We start from the raw sequence: 20,276 nt of genomic DNA, 5'->3' as shown, positions 1-20,276 counted from the left end.
GTTCCGGAGCTCCGGATTGTCATTAACTGCCATCTCGGCGGGCGGGTTCGCGGTCCTTTGCCTTGGTGCCCACGTCACCCAAGCTGAGCAGCGTCAAAGCGTCCGACGACGGCGAGCCGGCCTTCGCGGAATAGACCCTCAGCATCTGGTCGGGGTCGTCCGGGAGACTCAGCGTCTCAAAGTTCAGTTCGAGGTCACCAACGATCGGGTGGTGCAGCCGCACGGTACCTGCGGATCGTGATGCCACCCTGTGTCCGGCCCACCATTGCCGGAAATGCTCGCTGTGCACGGCGAGTTCGCCCACCAGTTGGTTGGTCCGGGGATCGTTGGGGTGCCGGCCTACGTCCATTCGCAGAGCACCCACGGCTTCAGCGGCCACGGTTTTCCAGTCCCTGAACAACTGCCCCGCCGAGGGATCCAGGATGATCCAGCGGGTCAGGTTCCGCTCCGCTGCCGGGAGTGACGGAAAGTCGGCGAAAAGCAGGTGAGCCATCCGGTTTCCGGCCAGGACGTCCGCCCGCCTGCCCAGCACCATGGCCGGAACATCACCGACGGCGTCCAGCAGCTGCCGGAGCGCGGGCCTCACTTTTTGCGCGGGGCCGGGATTGCCCGCGGAACTGGCGCAGTGCTCCAGCAGGTCCATCATGTGCGCATGCTCCCCCGCGTCCAGGCGAAGTGCCCGGGCCACCGAGTCGAGGACCGCTTTGGACGGGTGAATGTTGCGGCCCTGTTCAAGGCGCGTGTAGTAGTCGGTACTCACTCCGGAGAGCCGGGCAACTTCCTCGCGGCGAAGTCCGGGCACCCTGCGGGCACCGCTGGATTCCTGCGACCCGGCGTCCTCGGGTGAGAGACGGGCACGCATGACTTTGAGGAACTTACCGAATTCGGCGCTTTGACCCATCCGTCCATTCTGCCGTTCGTAGCGTGTGAAAGACCACCATTCTGGGTAGGACTACCAGACCTAGGAAAAACAGGATCAGGCTGGGTTGCTGACTCTGGGGCCAAAACTGCATAGGCTCAGTACAGAGCCTCCGAAAACGCTTTCTGGAGTCATCGCCATCACCATCCCGTCGAAGGAGACCGTCATGCCAGAGCTGACATTGAATAACGGCGTCACCATCCCCCAGCTCGGTTTCGGTGTCTTCCAAGTACCTGCAGAGGAAACGCAGAAGGTAGTGGAAGACGCCTTGGAAGCCGGCTACCGCCACATCGACACCGCGGCTGCGTACCGCAATGAGGCAGGGGTCGGCGCTGCCGTCGCCGCTTCGGGCATTCCGCGGGAAGAACTTTTCATCACCACCAAGCTTCGCAACGGCGAGCAGGGCGAGGCTTATGACGCCTTCCAACGGAGCCAGGATGCCTTGGGCCTGGAAGTCATTGACCTGTACCTGATTCACTGGCCCGTTCCTTCGCAGGGCCTCTACACGCAGGCGTGGAAAGAGATGGAGAAGCTGTACCAGGACAAGCAGATCCGGGCCATCGGCATCTCCAACTTCCTCTCCGAGCACGTGGACACACTGCTTAAGGAGGCGGAGGTACTTCCGGCGGTCAACCAGATCGAAGTTCACCCCACGTACCAACAAGGCGAGCTGGCCGCCAAGTGCCGCGACCTCGGCATCGCTGTGGAGGCGTACAGCCCATTGGGGCAGGGGAAGGACCTGAACGCCGAGCAGGTGGCCCTCGTGGCCGCGGCCCACAGCACTACTCCTGCACAGGTGATCCTGGCCTGGCACCTCGCGCAGGGAACCATAGTGATCCCCAAGTCCGCTGACTCCAAGAGGATGCGGGAGAACTTCGGCGCCGCCGATCTCACACTCACCGAATCCGAACTGGCAGCCATTACGGCACTCGAGGCGGGGGGCCGCATCGGCTCCGATCCCGCCGTCGCAGCTTTCACCCAGCTCTAAGACACAGCTCTCAACAAAGGACAAACATGCAGTACACCCACCTTGGCCGTTCCGGCCTGAAAGTTTCACGTCTCTGCCTGGGCACCATGAACTTCGGTCCGCAGACGGACGAGGCAACAGCCCACTCCATCATGGACTCCGCACTGGATTCCGGCATCAACTTCTTCGACACAGCCAACGTGTACGGCGGAAGCGGGCACCGCGGCTGGACCGAGGAAATCATCGGCCGCTGGTTCGCGAAGGGCGGCGAGCGGCGCGAGCGCACTGTCCTTGCCACCAAGTTGTACGGCACCATGACGGACCGCCCCAATGAGTCCAAGTTGTCGGCGCTCAATATCCGCCGCGCACTCGATGCGAGCCTGAAGCGGCTGCAGACGGACTACATCGACGTTTACCAGTTTCACCACATCGATCGCGATACGCCGTGGGACGAGATTTGGCAGGCAATCGAGGTGGGCGTCCAGCAGGGCAAGATCCTCTACTCGGGCAGCAGCAACTTTGCCGGCTGGCACATCGCCCAGGCGCAGGAAGCCGCCCGCAGGCGGAACTACACCGGGCTGGTCAGTGAGCAGTCCATCTACAACCTGTTCCGGCGCGAAGTTGAGCTCGAGGTCATCCCGGCTGCGCAGCAGTACGGCCTTGGCTTGATCCCGTGGTCGCCGCTGCAGGGCGGGCTGCTGGGTGGCGTATTGAAGAAGGAAGAGCAGGGTGTCCGCCGCACCGAGGGGCGGGCATTGGAGACCCTCAAGAAGCACGAGGAGCAGATCCGCCAGTACGAGGATTTCGCGGACGAACTGGGCCATGCACCCGGAGATGTTGCGTTGGCTTGGCTTCTCCACCAGCCTGCGGTGACGGCCCCGATCGTCGGGCCTCGAACCCAGGAGCAGCTCGATGCGGCCATCCGCGCCTTGGACGTCACCTTGAACGAGGACGCACTCAAGCGGCTGGATGACATCTTCCCGGGCCACCGCCCCGCCCCCGAAGATTACGCCTGGTGAGCAGCCTCCTCCCCCACAGCCTCGGGATGGCTGCGGACACCGTCTCGCCACGGAACATCCTGTTCATCGGCGGCACGGGCGTCATCAGTGCGGCGGCGGCTGAACGCGCCGTCGCACTGGGCCACCGGCTGACCATCCTCAACAGGGGACGGTCAGCCGGGCGGCCGGTCCCCGAAGGGGCGGAAGTGCTCCACGCAGATGTCCGGGACGCCGCCGCCGTGCGTGAGGTACTTCAGGGAAGGGAGTTCGACGCCGTTGCGGACTTTATTTCCTTCACCCCGGACCAGGCGCGGGCGGGCTTGGAATTGTTCCGTGGACGGACCGGACAGTACGTCTTTATCAGTTCCGCTTCGGCGTACCAGAAGCCGCCAACGATGCTTCCCATCAGGGAATCCACGCCCTTGAAGAATCCGTTCTGGAAATATTCACAGGACAAGATCGCTTGCGAGGAACTGCTGTTCGAGGCCTACCGTGAGCAGGATTTCCCGCTGACCGTTGTGCGACCATCCCACACTTACGACCGGACCAAGATCGCCATGGTGGGCGGCTGGACCGACATCCACCGGATGCGGGCCGGAATGCCGATCATGGTGCACGGCGATGGAACGTCTCTCTGGACGCTGACCCACAGCCGGGACTTCGCCAAGGCGTTCGTCGGTCTTCTGGGCCGACCGCAAGCCGTAGGTGAGAGCTACACGATTACCTCGGACGAGTTCCTGCCGTGGAACCAGATCTACCGCTTGTTTGCGCGTGCGGCCGGGGTGGAGGAACCGGAACTGTTCCACGTTTCTTCGGACACCATCGCAGCCCACAGCTCCGAGCTCGGCCCCAATCTGTTGGGCGACCGCTCGCACTCCGTGGTGTTCGACAACTCCAAAATCAAAGCCCTGGTCCCTGACTACCGGGCCACGATTCCGTTCGCGGACGGTGCCAGGGAGATCGTCGAATGGCATGACACCCATCCCGAGCTGCAGACAGTGAGCGAGGATTTTATGGAGTTGAGTGATCGGCTCTATGAATGGTCGCGCCGGTAGCTGTTGCCAAGCAGCAAGCGGCCAGCGTAGAACAGCAACAGACCCAAAGGAGATCATGCCCCATGACACTTGCCCCGCTCATCGAACTCAACGACGGCCACAAGATCCCTCAACTGGGACTCGGCACGTGGCCGCTGAATGACGCCCAGGTTGCCGATGCCGTGGTGGAGGCGGTATCTCACGGCTACCGGCACGTGGACACGGCGAAGAAGTATGGCAATGAGAAGGGCGTGGGCAACGGCATCCGGGCCTGCGGGGTGAATCGCGAAGAACTCTTCATCACCACCAAATTGGACGGGGAATTCCAAGGCTCCGGCAAAGCCGGGGCAGGGCTGGACGGCTCGTTGGAGCGCTTGGGGCTGGAATATGTTGATCTCCTTTTGATCCACTGGCCGCTCCCCCGCCGCGGTGAGTTCGTGTCCACGTGGAAGACCTTCGAGGAACTGCAGGCCTCCGGCAAAGCACGGTCCATTGGCGTTTCCAACTTCAAGCCCTCCCACCTGGACCAGCTGTTCAGGGCGACTGATATTGTTCCTGCGGTCAACCAGATCCAGGTCAGCCCCTCCATCCCGCGGCCCGCCGCCCGGGCTTTCAACGAAGCGAATGGCATCATCACCGAGTCGTACAGCCCGCTGGGTGCCGGCAGCGACCTCTTAAACGCGCCAGTGTTGGCCGGCATCGGCAATAAGTACGGCAAGACGCCGGGCCAGGTGGTCCTCCGATGGCACATCCAGCAGGGCTTGGTGGCCATACCCAAAACCGCAAATCCGCAGCGCATGAAGGAGAACCTGGACATTTTCGACTTCGAACTGGACCACGACGACCTCACCAAGCTGCAAACCCTCGACGCCGGACCGGACGCCGGTGTGGACTCAGACGTACAGGGGCACTGAGCATGGGGACCAAAAAGGCACTGATCTGGGTTGGTTCGTACACAGCCGACAGGAACGGCAACGGCCAGGGCATCGTCGCACTTTCGGCCGATGATGACGGCCGGCTGACGTCCCTTGGTTTGGCGACTGCCGCCAACTCACCATCGTTCCTTGCACTGCACCCGTCACTCCCGGTGGTTTACGCCGTAGCCGAGGAAGGCAAGACTGTGCGGGCGTATCGCCGGACGGGGGACGTTGAACTGGAGGCTTTCGGCGATCCCTGGCCGGCCGGCGAAGCGACCTGCCACGTAGCCGCCGATCCGCACGGACGCTTTATTGTGGCCACCTGTTGGGGTGACGGCCAGGTCATCCTGTACGAACTGGACGACGACGGCGCCATCACCTCGCACACAAGCGCGGCAGCCGCCGTCGATCCCCACACTGCAACGTCTCCGGACGAGCCGCGCCCGAGTCGGGCGCATTCAAGCCTGATGCTCCCGGACGGCCGTGTCATGACCACAGACTTGGGGCATGATCTGGTCAGGGTGTGGCGGTACTCGCCCGGCGGAAGATTGCAGCAGGATCATCAGGTGATCCTGCCGGCGGGCTCAGGGCCCCGGCATATGGCCCGCCATCACAGCGGTACTGTGTTCGTGGACACGGAATATTCCGTGGAAGTAGCCGCACTTCGGATGGAACCGGACGGCACTTACGAGCTCACAACCATGGTTCCGGCGAGTGCCACCGGGGCAAAAGAGGGCGACGCCGGTGCGGAGATTGGGCTCTCGCCCGACGGCCGCTTCGCTTACGTTGGCGTGCGGGGATCCAACCGTATTTGTGTTTTGAAGGTGTCCCACGGCGGGGCTGAGCTGGAGCCGGTCGCCGACGTGCCGTGCGGCGGCGAGTGGCCGCGCCACCACCTGGTCCGCGAAGGCTGGCTATACGTAGCCAACGAAGGCTCGGACGACGTCGTGAGCTTCAAACTGAACCGTGAAACCGGCCTGCCGGACGGCGTTGTGAGTCGGGTGGAGACGGGCTCTCCGAGCGTGCTGATTCCCGCCGTTTAACTACCGCCGAGATGGCATTTAATACGTATGATCCGCTCAGACATTGGTATTAAATGCCACCTCGGCGAGTCTTTTTAGACGGTCCAGACCTCGACGTCGTCCGTTCCGCAGATGAGCCTGCGACCGGTCGGTTCAAGGATGACCCAGAGCAATTCCTGGTGCTTGGAAACATCGTCCACGCGGCCGGTCCCGGCACCCCACGCCACGTCGTAGATCCACACGGGATCGCCGGAGCTGAGTTCAGTCCACTCTGCCGCCGGTACGTGGCGGTAATCGGCGGGCCTGTTCAGGATGGTGCTGGTCATGCCGACACTTCAGCGGCAGTGCGGCGGCGCCACACAGTGGGTACGCCATTGTGCGCCGGCAGGATGTGGCCTTCCGCGAAAACCTGGACGGCATCGGGATCGGAATCCGGGCTCCACAGGCCTGACGCCGGGCAGTGGGATCCGGTAGGCATGACGCGGGTGGCTCGTTCGCGCAGGAGGGCGATGCTCTTCATCGTTGAAACTCATCCTTGGAGGTAGATCGGGGGTGTTTTGTGAAGCAGATCTCTTCAACCCTATGCAAGTCACGCGAGCTTGGTTATGGGCAAGTGCATAACGTTTCCTGCCAGCGCCATGCAGAGACACAGTGAAAATCCCGCGCCATTTCAGCTAGAAACGGTGCAAGCGCTTCCAGCGAACGGAAACCGAAGCAGCCCGTCATATTCTGAAATGCCTGCTATCTATGGCATGAGTGCACGGAAGCGCTTACAGTTGTGACGTGCCACACAGCATCCTTGTCCCACAGCACTGTCGCTTAGCGGAAGGTTCCATCACTTGTTATCTCGCAGCAATAGACACCACCTCTGCCCCCAGCGCCCGCCACTCGGCCGAATCGCAGCTATTGTGCTGACGACGGCGGCACTCACCGCCTCGGCCGTCCTCCCCGCAGGTGCCGCACCAGCCAGCACACCCGATCCGGCCGCCCAGCACTCAATCCGAGGCGGTGTCAGCGACCAGAACTTCTACTTCGTCATGGCCGACCGCTTCAATAACGGCACCAAGACCAACGACGACGGCGGGCTGGGTACCGATCCGATGGTGTCCGGCTTTGACCCCACCCGCAAGGGCTTCTTCAACGGCGGCGACTTGAAGGGCCTCCAGGACCAGCTGGACTACATTCAAGGGCTGGGCACCAATTCCCTCTGGCTCACACCGAGCTTCAAGAACAAAGCGGTCCAGGGTGACGGCACCCTGGCGAACAGTTCGGCCGGCTACCACGGGTACTGGGTCACGGACTTCACCCAGATCGACCCCCACTTGGGCACCAACGCCGAGTTGAAGACCCTCATCGATGCCGCACACGCCCGTGGCATGAAGGTGTACTTCGACATCATCACCAACCACACCGCGGACGTGATCCAGTATGAGGAGACCGCCTCGGCTCCCTACATTTCCAAGGAAGCGGAACCCTATCTGACCGCTGCCGGGGAGGTCTTCGATGACCGCGACTATGCCGGGACGCAGGACTTCCCCACGCTGGATCCGGCGGCGTCGTTCCCGTACACGCCAGTGGTCCCCGAGGCAGAGAAGGACGTCAAGGTTCCGTCCTGGCTGAACGACCCCACGCTCTATCACAACCGGGGCAACACCAACTTTGCCGGTGAGGACTCCCTCTACGGCGACTTCTTTGGGCTGGACGACCTGTTCACCGAGAACCCGAAGGTGGTGAACGGGATGATGGACGTCTATAAAACGTGGATCCGCGACTTCGGGATCGACGGCTTCCGCATCGACACCATGAAGCACGTCAACGACGAATTCTGGCAGCAGTTCGGACCCCAGGTTCTCAGCTATGCCAAGGAACAAGGCAAGGACGAGTTCTTCATGTTCGGCGAGGTCTTCGACACCTCCAAGAGCATCACGTCCAAGTTCACCACCAAGAACCAGATGCAGGCGGTGCTGGACTTCGGCTTCCAAGGAGCGGCCCGGAGCTTCGCGTCCCAGAGCAGCAAGGCAACCGGCCTGGCGGACTTCTTCAATGGGGATGACTGGTACACGGACGCCGACTCCAACGTTTACCAACTGCCCACCTTCCTGGGTAACCACGACATGGGCCGCATCGGCACCTTCATCGCCCAGGACAACCCGGGAGCGTCCGACGCCGAACTGGTTGAACGCGACGAGCTCGCCCATGAGCTGATGTACTTCTCGCGCGGCAACCCCGTGATCTATTACGGTGACGAGCAGGGCTTCACCGGTGCCGGCGGGGACCAGGATTCACGGCAGACGATGTTCGCGAGCAAGGTCCAGGAATACCTGGATGACGATCTCTTGGGCACCGGCTCCACCCACGCCACGGACAACTTCGACACCCAGCACCCGCTGTACAAAAAGATCAGCGAACTCGCGGCCCTCACGGCTGAGCATCCAACGCTCCGTAGCGGTGCCCAGCAGAACCGCTATGCAGCGGATGGTGCAGGGATCTACGCCTTCTCCCGCATCGACGCCAAGGACCAGCGCGAGTACATCGTGGCCGTAAACAACAGCGAGACCGCCCAGACCGCGGCGATCCCCACGTATGAAGCCAAGCAGCCGTTCAAGCTGATCTACGGTGACGCCGCGAAGAACGCCAAGACCGATTCGCAGGCAAACCTGACCGTCACCGTCCCGCCGCTTTCGGCTGTGGTTTACGAAGCAGCGGGGCGGCTTGCCAAGTCCAAAGCAGCACCCGGCGTCGTGCTTAAGAAGCCGGTCACCGCGGCTGGTGACGCTAGTCGCCTGAAGGTGACGGCCGACGTCGACGGTAACTCGTTCTATGAGGTCACCTTCCAGGCGCGCACTGCTGGCGGCGAGTGGGCTCCGATCGGCACCGACGACAACGCGCCCTACCAGGTGTTCCACGACGTATCGTCCGTGGAGGCGGGGTCCTCAGTGGAGTATCGCGCAGTGGTGTTGGACAACCGCGGGCAGACGTCGACGAGTGAGCCGAAGAGCGGCGTCGTGGGAGAACCAACCCAACCCGAAACCGTCACCGTCGCTGGCAGCCTCAACACCGAACTGGGTTGCACCGAGGACTGGCAGCCGGGCTGCGAGCAAGCGCTCATGAGCTACGAGCCGACGCATCGGTTGTGGCAACTGAACGTCCCCAACCTGCCGGCGGGCAGCTACGAGTTCAAGGCTGCGCTTAACGGCACCTGGGACGAAAACTACGGTGCGGGTGGCGAGTTGGACGGACCCAACGTGGTGTTCCAGCACGCTGGCGGCGCTGTCACGTTCCTGTACGACCACGCCACCAACGTGATCAGCGCAGCGTTTCCGGGCCAGCAGCCAGCGGCGGTCTCCGTGCCGGGAAGCCTGAACTCCGAGCTCGGCTGCGCGGGTGATTGGATGCCGGACTGCGCCCAGGCCCAGCTGGCATTGGATGCCGCTGATGGACTCTGGAAGCTCACTGTGCCCGATCTCGCCGCAGGAAGTTACGAGTTCAAGGCCGCCATCAACGGCTCATGGGCCGAGAACTACGGCCTGTCCGGAGCCCCGAACGGCAGCAACATCGCGTTGAAGCACGACGGCGGCCCGGTCACCTTCCGGTACGACCCCGCCAGCCATCTGGTTACCGTCCGCTAACCCAAGTAGGTAGCAGTTGAGGCCGTTTTGAGCTGTCAGAACGGCCTCAACTGTTACTCAGATGGGCTTATTTGTAGCTCACGCTCATGAGCATGGACTTGAGTTGGCCATACTGGGCGCTGCCCATCCACGCCTTGGCAGCTTCCGGCGTAGCGAAGGCTGGCTGCTTGTTGATATCAAAGATGACACGTGCGGACATGTACCCGTTGGGCATCAAGATCTGGTTGGATCCGGACCCCGTCTCACCGGGCTGGAGTTCGGAAGCAATCCGCAGGTCCATGAAGTAGCTCGGCGGATCCAGCACCGGGGCACTATCCGCGGGTGCTCCGTAAGGAACATACCTGGCCTGATTGGCCGCGAAGCCGAACTCCACGGGATTGCCGGACGTGTCCGTAAGACCTGGCACCACTGCGCGGTCATACACCGTCCTGGTAACAGGGCCACCGGTTCCGTCGCCGTAGAAGCCGCTGTTCATAAAGGCAACCTCGGCACCGGTGCCGTCCAAGATGGTCGCACCCGCGGAAGGCCCTTGCTCCGGTCGGACACTCCAGCCCACCGGGTACGTGAAGGAGATGTGTCCGTCGGGGAACGTAAACGTCTGCGACGTGGCCACCGGAAGGGGCGGCTGGGTCGTTGTCGAAACCGGCGTTGGTGCCACAGCCGGGATAGTCGGGGCCACGGGCGGCAGGGTTACCGGCCCGGCGACTATGGGCGTTGCGGTCGGAGTAACTGAGGGCGTGGGAGTGGGCGTTGGGGTTACCGAAACGCTGGGTGTCGGTGTCGCTTCTGTGGACGTAACCGTGACGGCAGGCGCTGGCGCGGTGTTAATCGAGCCAAAGTTGGCGGCCACAAGCACTCCCGCTGTAACGGCAGCAGCGCCGAGCAACAGTCCCCCGGCAATCTGGGCTTTGCGTCGCCTGCGCTGTTCCAGGGACGTCACTGAGGCGATCGGGCGGCTGTCGCTGAACACCGTGGTGCCCGACAGAATTTTGTGGAGCGCTTCTTCGCCGTTGGGTTCCGCCACTGGATCGATAGTGAGCGGGTCAATTGCTGATATCTGGTTCTTGATCGGATCCATTGTCTTCAGACCCCCATCTTCTGTGTAGTCGATTCGGCCCCTGCAGGCAGATGTTTCCGGAAGGCTGTACGGGCCCTGTGAAGGCGGACTTTAGCCGCCGATTCGCTGCACTGCAGCACCTTCGCTATATCGGCGCTCCCCAAACCGTCCCAGTACGCCATCTGCAAAATGTCGCGGTCCTTCTCGCGCAGGCGTTCCATCGCATCCTGGACAGCAACGTTCTCAGAGTCGTCACCAAACCGTTGGACCGCCGTCGTCCGCAGCTTTTCCTGTAGCGCCAGGCGCCTGTCACGGCTCCTGTACGCATTTCCCACCAGGTTCCGTGCAACCGTCAAGAGGTACGGGAGGTCCGGGCGGGAATCGTCGGTCCATTTTTGCCATACGACCCGGAACACGTCGGCCGCGATCTCTTCAGCTACCTCCGCGGATTCAACCCGTCGGCAGACGAACTTGAAAACGGATGGGTAGCTGTCTTTGTGAATGGCGATGAACGCCAATTCGCGCTCTGAAAGCACGATTGTTCCCCCTGATAATTAGAGCCCTGAACTGCAGGATACTTGTATAGTTTCCGGCCGGGCGGCCAGGGTTACACGGGGTGGCAAGTTTTGCCGCGCCGCACGATATGTTCGATGCACAGACCCCGAACGAAGGCGTAAACAACCATGGTGGAGACAGGACCCGCTGCAGACTGGGCCCGTAAGCAGGTAGACCACAACCGTGTGCCGGTTGCGGTTCTGGGCGTCGCTTCGAGCCACGGCATTGAGGACATTGTGGCCTTCGGGTCCGACGGCGGCAGGCACGCCACAACCGACGACCACTTCGCGCTGTTCTCGGTCACCAAGCCGATCAGTGCACTCACGGTCATGCGACAGGTTGAGTTGGGGAAACTTGCGCTTGCAGCTTCGCTCGGTGACGCGCTGCCGGGCTTTGGCGTCGGCCGCACGGACACCGTGACCCTTGAGCAGCTGCTCAGCCACCGTTCCGGAATTTCCGACCCAGCGCTCGACGACGGCACTCCCCTCCGCGAGGCGCTCACCTCAGCGGGGCAAGCCTTTTACTCCGGCTCTCTGGTCCAGTACTGCAACATCGCCTTCGAGGGCGCAGCGGCAATGGCCGAATGGGCCGACGGACGCCCGTTCGAGGATCAGCTCCTGGCCTTGGCGGCTGACACCGGGGCACACGGCCTTACGTTTAACACGGAGTGCAATCCGCACACCGTCCACGGCACCGACGCTGCGGGCCTTGATGTCCAGGCAATGTACAAGAACAGGCATCCCGGAGCCGGCCTGTTCGGCACGGCCACGGATCTCCTTAATCTTGGTACCGAGCTCCTTCGGAATTCCGGAAAAGCTGTTCGGCCCGCAACGCTGGCTGCCATGCGGAGGCCCCGAACCAGGGAGGTTTCCCACATCACTACCCGGCCGCAGCCGCTCCGCCACACCGGGCTCGGATTCCAGATGCCCGCCAACGAGTCGGATCTGTTCGCGCAGGGGATTTATGGGCACCCGGGCTGGTCCGGAACGGAGTGGTGGATGTTCCCGGAGCAGGATCGCTGCGTTGTGTTCCTGACCAACGCGCTGGACACCCCGGACCGCGGTGTGGACACGAACGAGCTCTTCAACGCGGTGGCAGTCTCCTAACCCAAGTGAGTCGCAGTACAGCGCGTTTTGAGGGCTCTAAACGCGCTGTACTGCGACTCAGTTGGGCGTCGCTGGCCGTGTTACGCGCCCACGCACCGCGGACACGGCCCAGACGAGCACGAACAGCCCCACCAAGATCAGGCCGGCGTCACCAAGGTCAATGCTGCCAAGCCACGTGGTGAGGGGATCCTCCAACTCAAAGGCAGCGTTAACGAAGCCACCCAGGGTGATCAATGCAATGAACAGAGCCGAGACTGCTGAGATGCCGGTAATCACGGCGTTGAATCCGAGCTTCCGTCTCGGGTTGTGGATGGCCGATTTATACATCTTCATCATGGCCACGCCGTTGACGGAATCGCACAGGGTCATGGCGGCGGTGAACGCGAGCGGAAGCGCCATCAAGGCAAGCGGCGAGACCCCGGCGAGTGACGCCGTCGTAGTGATGACCAGCAGCCCGATGGTGGTGGCGGTGTCGAACCCGAGCCCGAACAGGAAACCGATCACGTAGATGTTCCGTGGCCGCTCCACCTTGGACAGCGGTTTGGCGAGCAACCGGGCTACGAAGCCTTTCGCTTCAAGGTCTTCGGGACGGGCCTCGCTTCCGCGCCGCACCTGACGGTAGACGCTCGTGGCGCGAACGAACGCCGAGCCGTTGAACAAGCCCATAGCCAGCAGGAACAGCCCGGAAACACCACTGCCGATCAGGCCCAACACCTTGTTTCCAGTGGTCCCGTCCTCCATGAACTGCCCGATCAGCGTCGCACCCGCAACCACCAGCAGTCCGGCCAGGATCACCACGGAGCTGTGGCCCAAGCTGAACGCGAACCCCACACTCACAGGATCCTTGTGTTGTGCCACGAATTTTCGCGTGGAATTGTCGATTGCAGCGATGTGGTCCCAGTCGTAACTGTGCTTGATTCCGGCCACGTAGGCGGTGATCAGCAGCCCCAGCGCCAGTGGCTGCGCTCCACCCGCTGAACCAACAAGCAACAGCACGACGGCGGCAAGGTGCAAAGCGGCGACGGCGCCGAACGTGAACAACAGCCGGGTACGCAAGGACAGCGTCTCCCGCTCCCGGTACATGGTGGCGAACTCGGTCAGCGCAGTCATCAATACTTCCTCAGGTTCAAGGGCGCCTGCCCGTACCAACGTTCCCGCAGGACGCCGGCGCAAGCACCCAGCAGATTGTTGAGTTCCTCAGTGCTGTTGGACAACGATCGCAGCACAATCCCGGCAGTCCCGGCAATAGTCCCGGTCAAAGACACCCCGGTATGAGCGTCAAATCCACGGGCTATGTGGTCCAGCTCATCGGCAAGCCCCTGATTCACCCGCGGATCCACCACCACCAACGACGCCAGGTGGCTGAATCCCTCCATGAACCCCATCCCGGTAACGTCTCCCAGCGGGGGCCGGATCAGGAGGTTGTCGAGCGCCAGCAACTTGGCTCCGTTTTCGTCATCGATCCAGATCTCGTTGCGCAGCCGCACCTCTTCGTACCTGAACGCCCCGCCGTCCGGGGACCATCCCGGTGTAATGACCTCGGCCATGACAAGGCTCGACGTCGGATGGAGACTGATGTGCGAATTCTGCCGATAGCTCGCTTCCCGATACGCAATCAACTGGTCGGGCATCAGCTCCAACCGCGAGCCCTCCCCCAGCCGCACAGTCATCCGCTGCTCAGCGAACGACCCCGGAGTCCGATACACCTTGGTGGCCGACTGAGTGGTCAGCAACAGATCCGCCCGTGCCTCGACCTCCACGTCAATAACAAACAGATCCGACCCAAGATAAGCCCCGCCCGGATTGACCATGACATAACAAACCTGCCCGGACTCATCCAAGTAATGCGGCCGCAACACCCTCAACGCGCCCTCATGAAACTGCCGCGAAGCAACGGACCGCCCGCCCCGCACACTAATGCCCAACTCCAACCGCCCCCGCTCCCCCATAGCCAACGTGGAGCCGGGCCCCACGTTCCCCACAACGTCTGAGCCGAAATCGACCTGCGTCGTCGTGTTCATACGCGCATCTCGCGTGGTGACGTAACCACCGAGGCGGCGAAGCCGGGGATAAGGAACTGGCCTTTTGTCGCGGCGATGCGGGTGGGGCGATCCGCGAACGCGGATGAAGGGGGCCGCGGCGTGGCGGGCATCGCGGAGCGGGCACGGCCCCCTTCATCCGCGGGCGCCGCCCAAGGTGACTTAACCGCCAACTCGCATCGGTTCATTGGGCCAAGTCGAGCATCAGGACGTCGCGGCGGATCCAGTTCAGGACCTCGTCCAGGCCTTCGTCCGTTTTCAGGTTCGTGAAGCAGAAGGGCTTGTTGCCGCGGAACTCCTTGGAGTCCCTCTCCATGACTGCGAGGTCCGCTCCAACGTGGGGTGCCAGGTCTGTTTTGTTGATGATGAACAGGTCGGATTTGATCATGCCTTGGCCGGCTTTGCGGGGGATTTTTTCGCCTTGGGCGACGTCGATGATGTAGATGGAAAAGTCGACGAGTTCGGGGCTGAAGGTGGCGGAGAGGTTGTCGCCGCCGGATTCGACGAAGATGACTTGGAGGTCGGGGTGCCTGGCTTTGAGTTCTTCGATGGCCGCGGTGTTCATTGAGGTGTCTTCGCGGATGGCGGTGTGGGGGCAGCCGCCGGTTTCGACGCCGATGATGCGGTCTTCGGGGAGGATGCCGTTGGCGGCGAGGATTTTGGCGTCTTCGATGGTGTAGATGTCGTTGGTGATGGCGGCCATGGAGATGTCGCCGCTCATGTGCCGGGTGATGCGTTCCACGAGCTGGGTTTTGCCTGCTCCGACGGGTCCGCCAACGCCGATTTTGATGGGCTCGGTCATGTTTTCTGTCCTTTACGCTAGCTAGCTCATGAACATGCGCGCGCGTTGCCGTTCGTGCCGCATTTGTGAAATTTCAAGGCCGGGGCTGACGGCCCCGAAGTCGTTCCAGCACAGCTGTGCTACATCATCGACGGCGGTAGCGACGACGTCGTGCGCTTGCCGAAGTACGCGCTGTCCGGCGTTCTGCCCAAGCGGTATGGCCCGCACGGCGTTCTGGGTCAGCGAAGTAACGGTGGCAAACAAATAGGCAGAGAGCGCCGCTTCAAAAGGAACCCCCAAGGACCGCGCAATCACCCCAAAGGCCAAGGGCTGATGCCCCGAAGCCAACCCCTCCCGAACAAGCCCCCGATACGCCTCCAACTCCCCCGAAGGAAACACCTCCCCGCCGATCTCCAACAACCGCCCACCCATCTTCAAAGAGGCCTCCCGAACCTCCCGAGCCAACAACTGCGCAGACAACACCCCATCGAGCAAGCCCACATCCACCCCCTCAAACAAAAACCGCAAAGCCAACCCATCGGAATAGCTCAACTGCTGGGAAACGAAGGCATGAAGCCAAGTGCTGAAGGTGCTCTCATCACGCACAAGCCCTCGGTGGATGTAGCTCTCAAACCCCAAAGAATGAGCAAACGCCCCCGTAGGCAAAGCAGAGTCGGTCAACTGTTGAAGAGCCAGCTGATATGTCGCACTCAAAGCGCACCGCCGCCGGTGCGGTCTGTGCGCTGGAGCGTAGCTGGGAAGGGGGCCGCGGCGTGGCGGGCATCGCGAAGCGGGCACGGCCCCCTTCCCAGTGGAGCGCAAGCGCACGCACCCAACCTGACGCGACGCATGACTTTAGTGCGAATGCTCAGCATGGCGGAAGGCAACCGGCATGACCCGTTCTTGCCTGTCGTAGGGGACGCCGACGCTCTTCAAATAGTCTTCGACCGTGTGGTCATACTGACACACCATGACTTCGGCCCCGTACTCGGATGAGCCGTCAAAGAACTGTGCCTGCAGGTGCCGGTTGCCGAGCGAGTGTGCCACGACCCCCATTTCGTGGATGCTGCGCGGCGCGATCACCAGGACGTCGGTGGGCAGCACGGACACGACGATGATGTTGTGGTCGTCGACGGCGAGGATGTCGCCGTCGCGGAGGTCGCCGGTTCCGGTGGGGAGGCGGATGCCGAGTTCTTTGCCGTGGTCGGTGGTGACACGTTGGATGCGTTTGACCAGCAGGGCGCTGGGCAGGACCACTTTTTCTTTGTGTCGGCCTGCATAGTGGTTGGGCTGTTCGTGTAGGTTGCCCAGGATTTTTTCAATGATCATGGAAGCTCCTAGAAGAGGAAGTAGCGCTGGGCCATGGGCAGCACGTCGGAGGGCTGGGAGGTGACTTCGACGCCGTCGACGCTCACTTTGTAGGTTTCGGGGTCGACGGCGATGTCCGGGGTTTCGCCGTTGTATTTGAGGTCCGCTTTGGTGAGGTTGCGGATGCCGGTGACGGGTTTGATGATGCGTTCGAGGCCGAGCTGGGCGGGCACTCCGGCGTCGATGGCGGCTTGGGACAGGAACGTGATGGACGTCTTCTGGAGGGCCTTGCCGTACGTGGCGAACATGGGCCGCATGGTCCGTGGTTGGGGGGTGGGGATGGAGGCGTTGGCGTCGCCCATGAGTGCGTAGGCGATTTGCCCGCCTTTGATGACGAGTTCGGGTTTCACGCCGAAGAACGCGGGGTCCCAGAGGACGAGGTCCGCGAATTTGCCCTCCTCCACGGAGCCGATGACGTCGGCCATGCCTTGGGCAATGGCCGCGTTGATGGTGTATTTGGCCACGTAGCGCTTGAGCCGGAAGTTGTCGGATTCGGCGGAACCGTGTGCCATCCCGGATGGGTCCTTCAGGACCCCGCGTTGTCGCTTCATGGCGTCGGCTACCTGCCACGTGCGGGTCACCACTTCGCCTACGCGTCCCATGGCTTGGGAGTCCGAGGACGTGATGGCGAAGATGCCGAGATCGTGCAGGACGTCTTCGGCTGCGATGGTTTCGGCGCGGATTCGCGAGTCTGCGAAGGCCACGTCCTCCGGGATGTCCGGGTTGAGGTGGTGGCAGACCATGAGCATGTCCAGATGCTCTTCGATGGTGTTTTTGGTGTACGGCAGCGTGGGGTTGGTGGAGGCCGGGAGCACGTTGGGCAGGCCGGCGATTTTGATGATGTCGGGGGCGTGCCCGCCGCCTGCGCCTTCGGTGTGGAAGGTGTGGATCACGCGCCCGTCGATCGCCCGGATGGTGTCTTCCACGAAGCCGCACTCGTTGAGGGTGTCTGTGTGAATGGCAACCTGGACGTCGTATTCGTCGGCTACCCGCAGCGACATGTCGATGGAGGATGTTGTGGACCCCCAGTCCTCGTGGACTTTGAGCCCGACGGCACCGGCGCGGATCTGCTCTGCGAGGGGTTCGACGGCGGACGCGTGACCCTTCCCGAACAGGCCGATATTAGCGGGCAGTCCCTCGGCGGCCTGCAGCATCCGGGAGATGTGCCAGGCGCCGGGTGTGATGGTGGTTGCTTTGGTTCCTTCGGCCGGGCCGGTGCCGCCGCCCACCATGGTGGTGATGCCGTTGCAAAGTGCCGCGGGGACCTGCACCGGGGAGATGAAGTGGATGTGGGTGTCGATGCCGCCGGCGGTGAGGATTTTTCGTTCGCCGGCGATGATCTCTGTACTGGCGCCGATCACGATGTCCACGCCGTCGGTGATCTGCGGGTTTCCGGCCTTGCCGATTTTGAAGATGTGCCCGTCTCTCAGGGCAACGTCAGCCTTGTAGATGCCGCTGTAATCGAGCACGATCACGTTGGTGACCACCGTGTCCGGAATATCCTTGGATCGGGTCAGTTGGCCGTTCTGGCCCATGCCGTCGCGGATTACCTTACCTCCGCCGAACACTACTTCTTCGCCGTAAACCGTGTAGTCCTTCTCGATTTCGAGGAACAGTTCGGTGTCGGCCAAACGGATGGCGTCACCTGTCGTCGGCCCGTACAGCTCGGCATACTGTTTGCGGGGAATCTCGAAGCTCATTTGGTGTCTCCTTCTGGAGTAGACCCGCTCAGCGGAGCAGTCCCGCTCAGGCGCGTGCCGCCGTCGAGCTTTCCGTTGATTGCGTTGCTGAGGCCGTGCACCTCGCGCGTCCCGGCGAGTTCGATCAGTTGGACCGTCTTTCGGTCGCCTGGCTCGAACCTTGCGGCTGTGCCCGCGGGGATATCCAGACGGCGGCCGTAAGCGGCTTCGCGGTCGAACTCCAGGGCGCTGTTCGCCTCGGCAAAGTGGTAGTGCGAACCGACCTGCACAGGCCGGTCGCCGCGGTTCACAACCTCGACGGCGATCGCGTCACGGCCGCTGTTGCATGCGATGGAACCGGGCTGGAGCCTGTATTCACCGGGGATCATGGGGGCTCCTAACGGATGGGGTTGTGGACGGTAACAAGCTTGGTACCGTCGGGGAAGGTGGCTTCGATTTGGACGTCGTGGATCATCTCCGACACGCCTTCCATCACGTCTTCGCGGCGGAGCAGGGTGGTTCCGTAGCTCATGAGTTGGGCAACTGTTCGGCCGTCACGGGCACCTTCGATGAGTTCGTAGCTGATGATCGCCACGGCTTCCGGGTAGTTCAGTTTGAGTCCTCTTGCCTGGCGACGCCGCGCGAGGTCGGCGGCCACCACGATCATGAGTTTCTCCTGCTCACGGGGCAAAAGATGCATGGTTACTCCTTGGACGCCGGGCACCTGGACAGATTGTGACCAGCGTAGGGAGCAGAAGTTTCGGCTACGTTTCCAAATCGTCTCAGTCGAGGGTCGGTTTCTCAGGAATTGACCTCAACTTAAGTTGAGGTCTTAGCATCAGTCAGGTGTGTGCCTGCACGAGGCGCCATCCCAAGCACAGTTCAGTCCCACGAAGGTGTATGAATGACCCACCCCAAGCCCCTGCCATCCGAACCAGTCGGCGAGCTTTTCAGGGCCGCGTTTCGCGCTCATCCGGCAGGAGTCTCGATTGTCACGGCAGCGGGACCGGAGGGAGCGGTGGGGCTGACGGCATCCTCAGTGGCATCCGTGGCAGTGGATCCACCAACGCTGGCATTCTCTGTAACCGGCGGCCGCTCGGCTTCTCACATCGCAGCCGCACATACAATCGTTGTCCATCTGGTCGGCGCCGATCAGGTGGAGCTCGTGCGGACCTTTGCAGACCCAGCCGCCCCGCGCTTCACGGACGCCATGGACTGGGAGGTACTGCCCACGGGAGAGCCCCTGCTCAAGGAGGCCATTTGGGCATTGCGGTGCGAAATCATCCACCGCGCACCGATGGGCGGCTCGGTGCTGCTGGCCGCCAGGGTTTTGGACATCCGGTCCAACCCGTCAGCTTCAGCTCCGCTGGTTTATCACAATAGGGAGTTCCACACCCTGTTCCAGAGTGTGTCAGCCGTGGCTTAGCTGCAGGTACTGGTCCATCAGGTCCACAAAGACCTGCCGGTTGGTTTCGAAGGCCACTTCGGCATGGTGAAGGATTTCTCGCTTCTCTGTGTCCGAGAAATCGGCCTCGTCCAGGTGACTGCGGTATGAGTCCTTGTACGGCTTAATTTTCCCAATGCTGTCAAAGGCGTAAAAGTTGAGCCCTTCAGGGCTAAGGCCGTAGTGCCGCTGAACAAGAGCGGAAATGATCTGCCCGCCCGAAAGATCACCCAGATAACGGACGTAGTGGTGTGCCATGAGATACGTGGTCGAGCCCGGACCGAGTGCGCCGAGTTCGTCGGCGTAGGCCCGAGCCCCGGGCGTCACGTGCAGCTGGCCTGCGGCGAGGCTCTGTTCCCAATGCTGGCCGAAGTGCACCGCCAAGTCCTTTTGCAGTGCCGGGACCCGCATGAGCGCCGGGTCAGCGAAGGGCGCGAGACGAGGGTCCGGGTTGACTTCCAACGCCGATTCCAAAGCCCGGTAGATGACGTAGTTCTGCAGCAGCATGGCTGCTGCCTGGCTAGCCTCCATCCGGCCGGCCAGCAATTCAGTGACAAATCCAGCCTGCTCGGCATGCTCGTGCGCGGAGGCTGTATGGCTTTTGAGCTCCTCGGAAAAAGCGGTCATAGTTGACTCCAGTCATCACGCTAAACAAACCAAAGGCTGTTTGATGACACTCTGTCACAGGGTGGATAGCAGGTAAAGCTCTTGTGCTGGTCCCCGAGCGCACTTTGCCGTTCTGCCTAGGAACGGCACCTCCA

At 62.2% G+C, this 20,276-nt stretch carries 22 protein-coding genes; 8 read left to right on the top strand and 14 right to left on the bottom strand.

What is annotated here, in order from left to right; genetic code table 11:
* Window positions 1–22: 22 nt before the first annotated feature.
* Window positions 23–901 carry a helix-turn-helix transcriptional regulator gene (locus KCX59_RS01425; protein ID WP_179017516.1) on the bottom strand — a complete coding sequence of 293 codons (879 nt, stop codon included), beginning with the start codon at window positions 899–901 and terminating at the stop codon, window positions 23–25.
* A gap of 184 nt (window positions 902–1,085) precedes the next feature.
* Here KCX59_RS01425 and KCX59_RS01420 point away from each other — a divergent pair, with 184 nt between their 5' ends.
* From KCX59_RS01420 to KCX59_RS01400, 5 genes are all read left to right on the top strand, one after another.
* A complete protein-coding gene (locus tag KCX59_RS01420; protein WP_179017515.1) occupies window positions 1,086–1,907 on the top strand; it encodes an aldo/keto reductase in 822 nt (273 codons plus the stop codon).
* A gap of 26 nt (window positions 1,908–1,933) precedes the next feature.
* Entirely contained in the window at window positions 1,934–2,905 is a 972-nt protein-coding gene (locus tag KCX59_RS01415) for an aldo/keto reductase (protein ID WP_179017514.1), read from the top strand.
* 26 nt (window positions 2,906–2,931) lie between these two features.
* Window positions 2,932–3,939 carry an NAD-dependent epimerase/dehydratase family protein gene (locus KCX59_RS01410; protein ID WP_179017604.1) on the top strand — a complete coding sequence of 336 codons (1,008 nt, stop codon included), beginning with the start codon at window positions 2,932–2,934 and terminating at the stop codon, window positions 3,937–3,939.
* A gap of 62 nt (window positions 3,940–4,001) precedes the next feature.
* Window positions 4,002–4,832: an aldo/keto reductase gene (locus KCX59_RS01405; RefSeq protein ID WP_178992899.1), complete on the top strand. Its 831-nt coding sequence runs from the start codon at window positions 4,002–4,004 to the stop codon at window positions 4,830–4,832.
* Window positions 4,833–4,834: 2 nt separating this feature from the next.
* Window positions 4,835–5,878 (top strand): lactonase family protein, encoded by a 1,044-nt coding sequence (locus KCX59_RS01400; RefSeq protein WP_179017513.1) that lies wholly within the window; start codon window positions 4,835–4,837, stop codon window positions 5,876–5,878.
* Between the two features lie 74 nt (window positions 5,879–5,952).
* Here the strand turns inward: KCX59_RS01400 and KCX59_RS01395 are convergent, their stop codons facing one another.
* A complete protein-coding gene (locus KCX59_RS01395; protein WP_054808809.1) occupies window positions 5,953–6,183 on the bottom strand; it encodes a hypothetical protein in 231 nt (76 codons plus the stop codon).
* Window positions 6,180–6,377, bottom strand: a complete 198-nt coding sequence (locus tag KCX59_RS01390) for a hypothetical protein (RefSeq protein ID WP_017197046.1) — start codon at window positions 6,375–6,377, stop codon at window positions 6,180–6,182. Before KCX59_RS01390 ends, KCX59_RS01395 begins: the two co-directional genes overlap by 4 nt.
* A gap of 319 nt (window positions 6,378–6,696) precedes the next feature.
* Between KCX59_RS01390 and KCX59_RS01385 the strand changes: the two genes are divergently transcribed.
* Window positions 6,697–9,486: an alpha-amylase family glycosyl hydrolase gene (locus tag KCX59_RS01385; protein WP_179017512.1), complete on the top strand. Its 2,790-nt coding sequence runs from the start codon at window positions 6,697–6,699 to the stop codon at window positions 9,484–9,486.
* Between the two features lie 67 nt (window positions 9,487–9,553).
* Here KCX59_RS01385 and KCX59_RS01380 read toward each other — a convergent pair whose 3' ends face one another.
* Window positions 9,554–10,564 (bottom strand): hypothetical protein, encoded by a 1,011-nt coding sequence (locus KCX59_RS01380; RefSeq protein WP_179017511.1) that lies wholly within the window; start codon window positions 10,562–10,564, stop codon window positions 9,554–9,556.
* 5 nt (window positions 10,565–10,569) lie between these two features.
* On the bottom strand, window positions 10,570–11,079 hold the full coding sequence (locus tag KCX59_RS01375; protein WP_179017510.1) for an RNA polymerase sigma factor: 510 nt from the start codon (window positions 11,077–11,079) through the stop codon (window positions 10,570–10,572).
* Window positions 11,080–11,226: 147 nt separating this feature from the next.
* Here KCX59_RS01375 and KCX59_RS01370 point away from each other — a divergent pair, with 147 nt between their 5' ends.
* Window positions 11,227–12,204 carry a serine hydrolase domain-containing protein gene (locus KCX59_RS01370; protein ID WP_179017509.1) on the top strand — a complete coding sequence of 326 codons (978 nt, stop codon included), beginning with the start codon at window positions 11,227–11,229 and terminating at the stop codon, window positions 12,202–12,204.
* 57 nt (window positions 12,205–12,261) lie between these two features.
* Here KCX59_RS01370 and KCX59_RS01365 read toward each other — a convergent pair whose 3' ends face one another.
* From KCX59_RS01365 to KCX59_RS01330, 8 genes are all read right to left on the bottom strand, one after another.
* Complete coding sequence (locus KCX59_RS01365) at window positions 12,262–13,314, bottom strand: HoxN/HupN/NixA family nickel/cobalt transporter (RefSeq protein ID WP_179017508.1); 1,053 nt, start codon at window positions 13,312–13,314, stop codon at window positions 12,262–12,264.
* On the bottom strand, window positions 13,314–14,225 hold the full coding sequence (locus tag KCX59_RS01360) for an urease accessory protein UreD (RefSeq protein WP_179017507.1): 912 nt from the start codon (window positions 14,223–14,225) through the stop codon (window positions 13,314–13,316). The genes KCX59_RS01365 and KCX59_RS01360 overlap by 1 nt, the downstream gene beginning before the upstream one ends.
* A 202-nt stretch (window positions 14,226–14,427) precedes the next feature.
* A complete protein-coding gene (ureG, locus tag KCX59_RS01355) occupies window positions 14,428–15,045 on the bottom strand; it encodes an urease accessory protein UreG (RefSeq protein ID WP_090823946.1) in 618 nt (205 codons plus the stop codon).
* A 21-nt stretch (window positions 15,046–15,066) separates the two neighbouring features.
* The gene (locus KCX59_RS01350) at window positions 15,067–15,738 is read right to left on the bottom strand and encodes an urease accessory protein UreF (RefSeq protein ID WP_179017506.1); all 672 of its coding nucleotides are present in this window, start codon (window positions 15,736–15,738) and stop codon (window positions 15,067–15,069) included.
* 141 nt (window positions 15,739–15,879) lie between these two features.
* A complete protein-coding gene (gene ureE / locus KCX59_RS01345) occupies window positions 15,880–16,353 on the bottom strand; it encodes an urease accessory protein UreE (RefSeq protein WP_179017505.1) in 474 nt (157 codons plus the stop codon).
* Between the two features lie 8 nt (window positions 16,354–16,361).
* Window positions 16,362–18,092 (bottom strand): urease subunit alpha, encoded by a 1,731-nt coding sequence (ureC, locus tag KCX59_RS01340; RefSeq protein ID WP_179017504.1) that lies wholly within the window; start codon window positions 18,090–18,092, stop codon window positions 16,362–16,364.
* The gene (locus KCX59_RS01335; protein WP_179017503.1) at window positions 18,089–18,460 is read right to left on the bottom strand and encodes an urease subunit beta; all 372 of its coding nucleotides are present in this window, start codon (window positions 18,458–18,460) and stop codon (window positions 18,089–18,091) included. The genes ureC and KCX59_RS01335 overlap by 4 nt, the downstream gene beginning before the upstream one ends.
* Before the next feature lie 8 nt (window positions 18,461–18,468).
* Window positions 18,469–18,771: an urease subunit gamma gene (locus tag KCX59_RS01330; RefSeq protein ID WP_178994006.1), complete on the bottom strand. Its 303-nt coding sequence runs from the start codon at window positions 18,769–18,771 to the stop codon at window positions 18,469–18,471.
* Window positions 18,772–18,975: 204 nt separating this feature from the next.
* Here KCX59_RS01330 and KCX59_RS01325 point away from each other — a divergent pair, with 204 nt between their 5' ends.
* Window positions 18,976–19,497: a flavin reductase family protein gene (locus KCX59_RS01325; RefSeq protein ID WP_179017502.1), complete on the top strand. Its 522-nt coding sequence runs from the start codon at window positions 18,976–18,978 to the stop codon at window positions 19,495–19,497.
* Here the strand turns inward: KCX59_RS01325 and KCX59_RS01320 are convergent.
* Window positions 19,483–20,142, bottom strand: coding sequence for a heme oxygenase (biliverdin-producing) (locus tag KCX59_RS01320; protein WP_179017501.1), 660 nt, complete (start codon window positions 20,140–20,142; stop codon window positions 19,483–19,485). The genes KCX59_RS01325 and KCX59_RS01320 overlap by 15 nt on opposite strands.
* Window positions 20,143–20,276 lie beyond the last annotated feature (134 nt).

Origin of the sequence: Paenarthrobacter nitroguajacolicus, assembly GCF_051027655.1 — a bacterium.
Lineage (GTDB): Bacteria > Actinomycetota > Actinomycetes > Actinomycetales > Micrococcaceae > Arthrobacter > Arthrobacter nitroguajacolicus.
The sequence above is the reverse complement of the archived record's forward strand: the minus strand, read 5'-3'. Positions and strand labels throughout refer to the sequence as shown.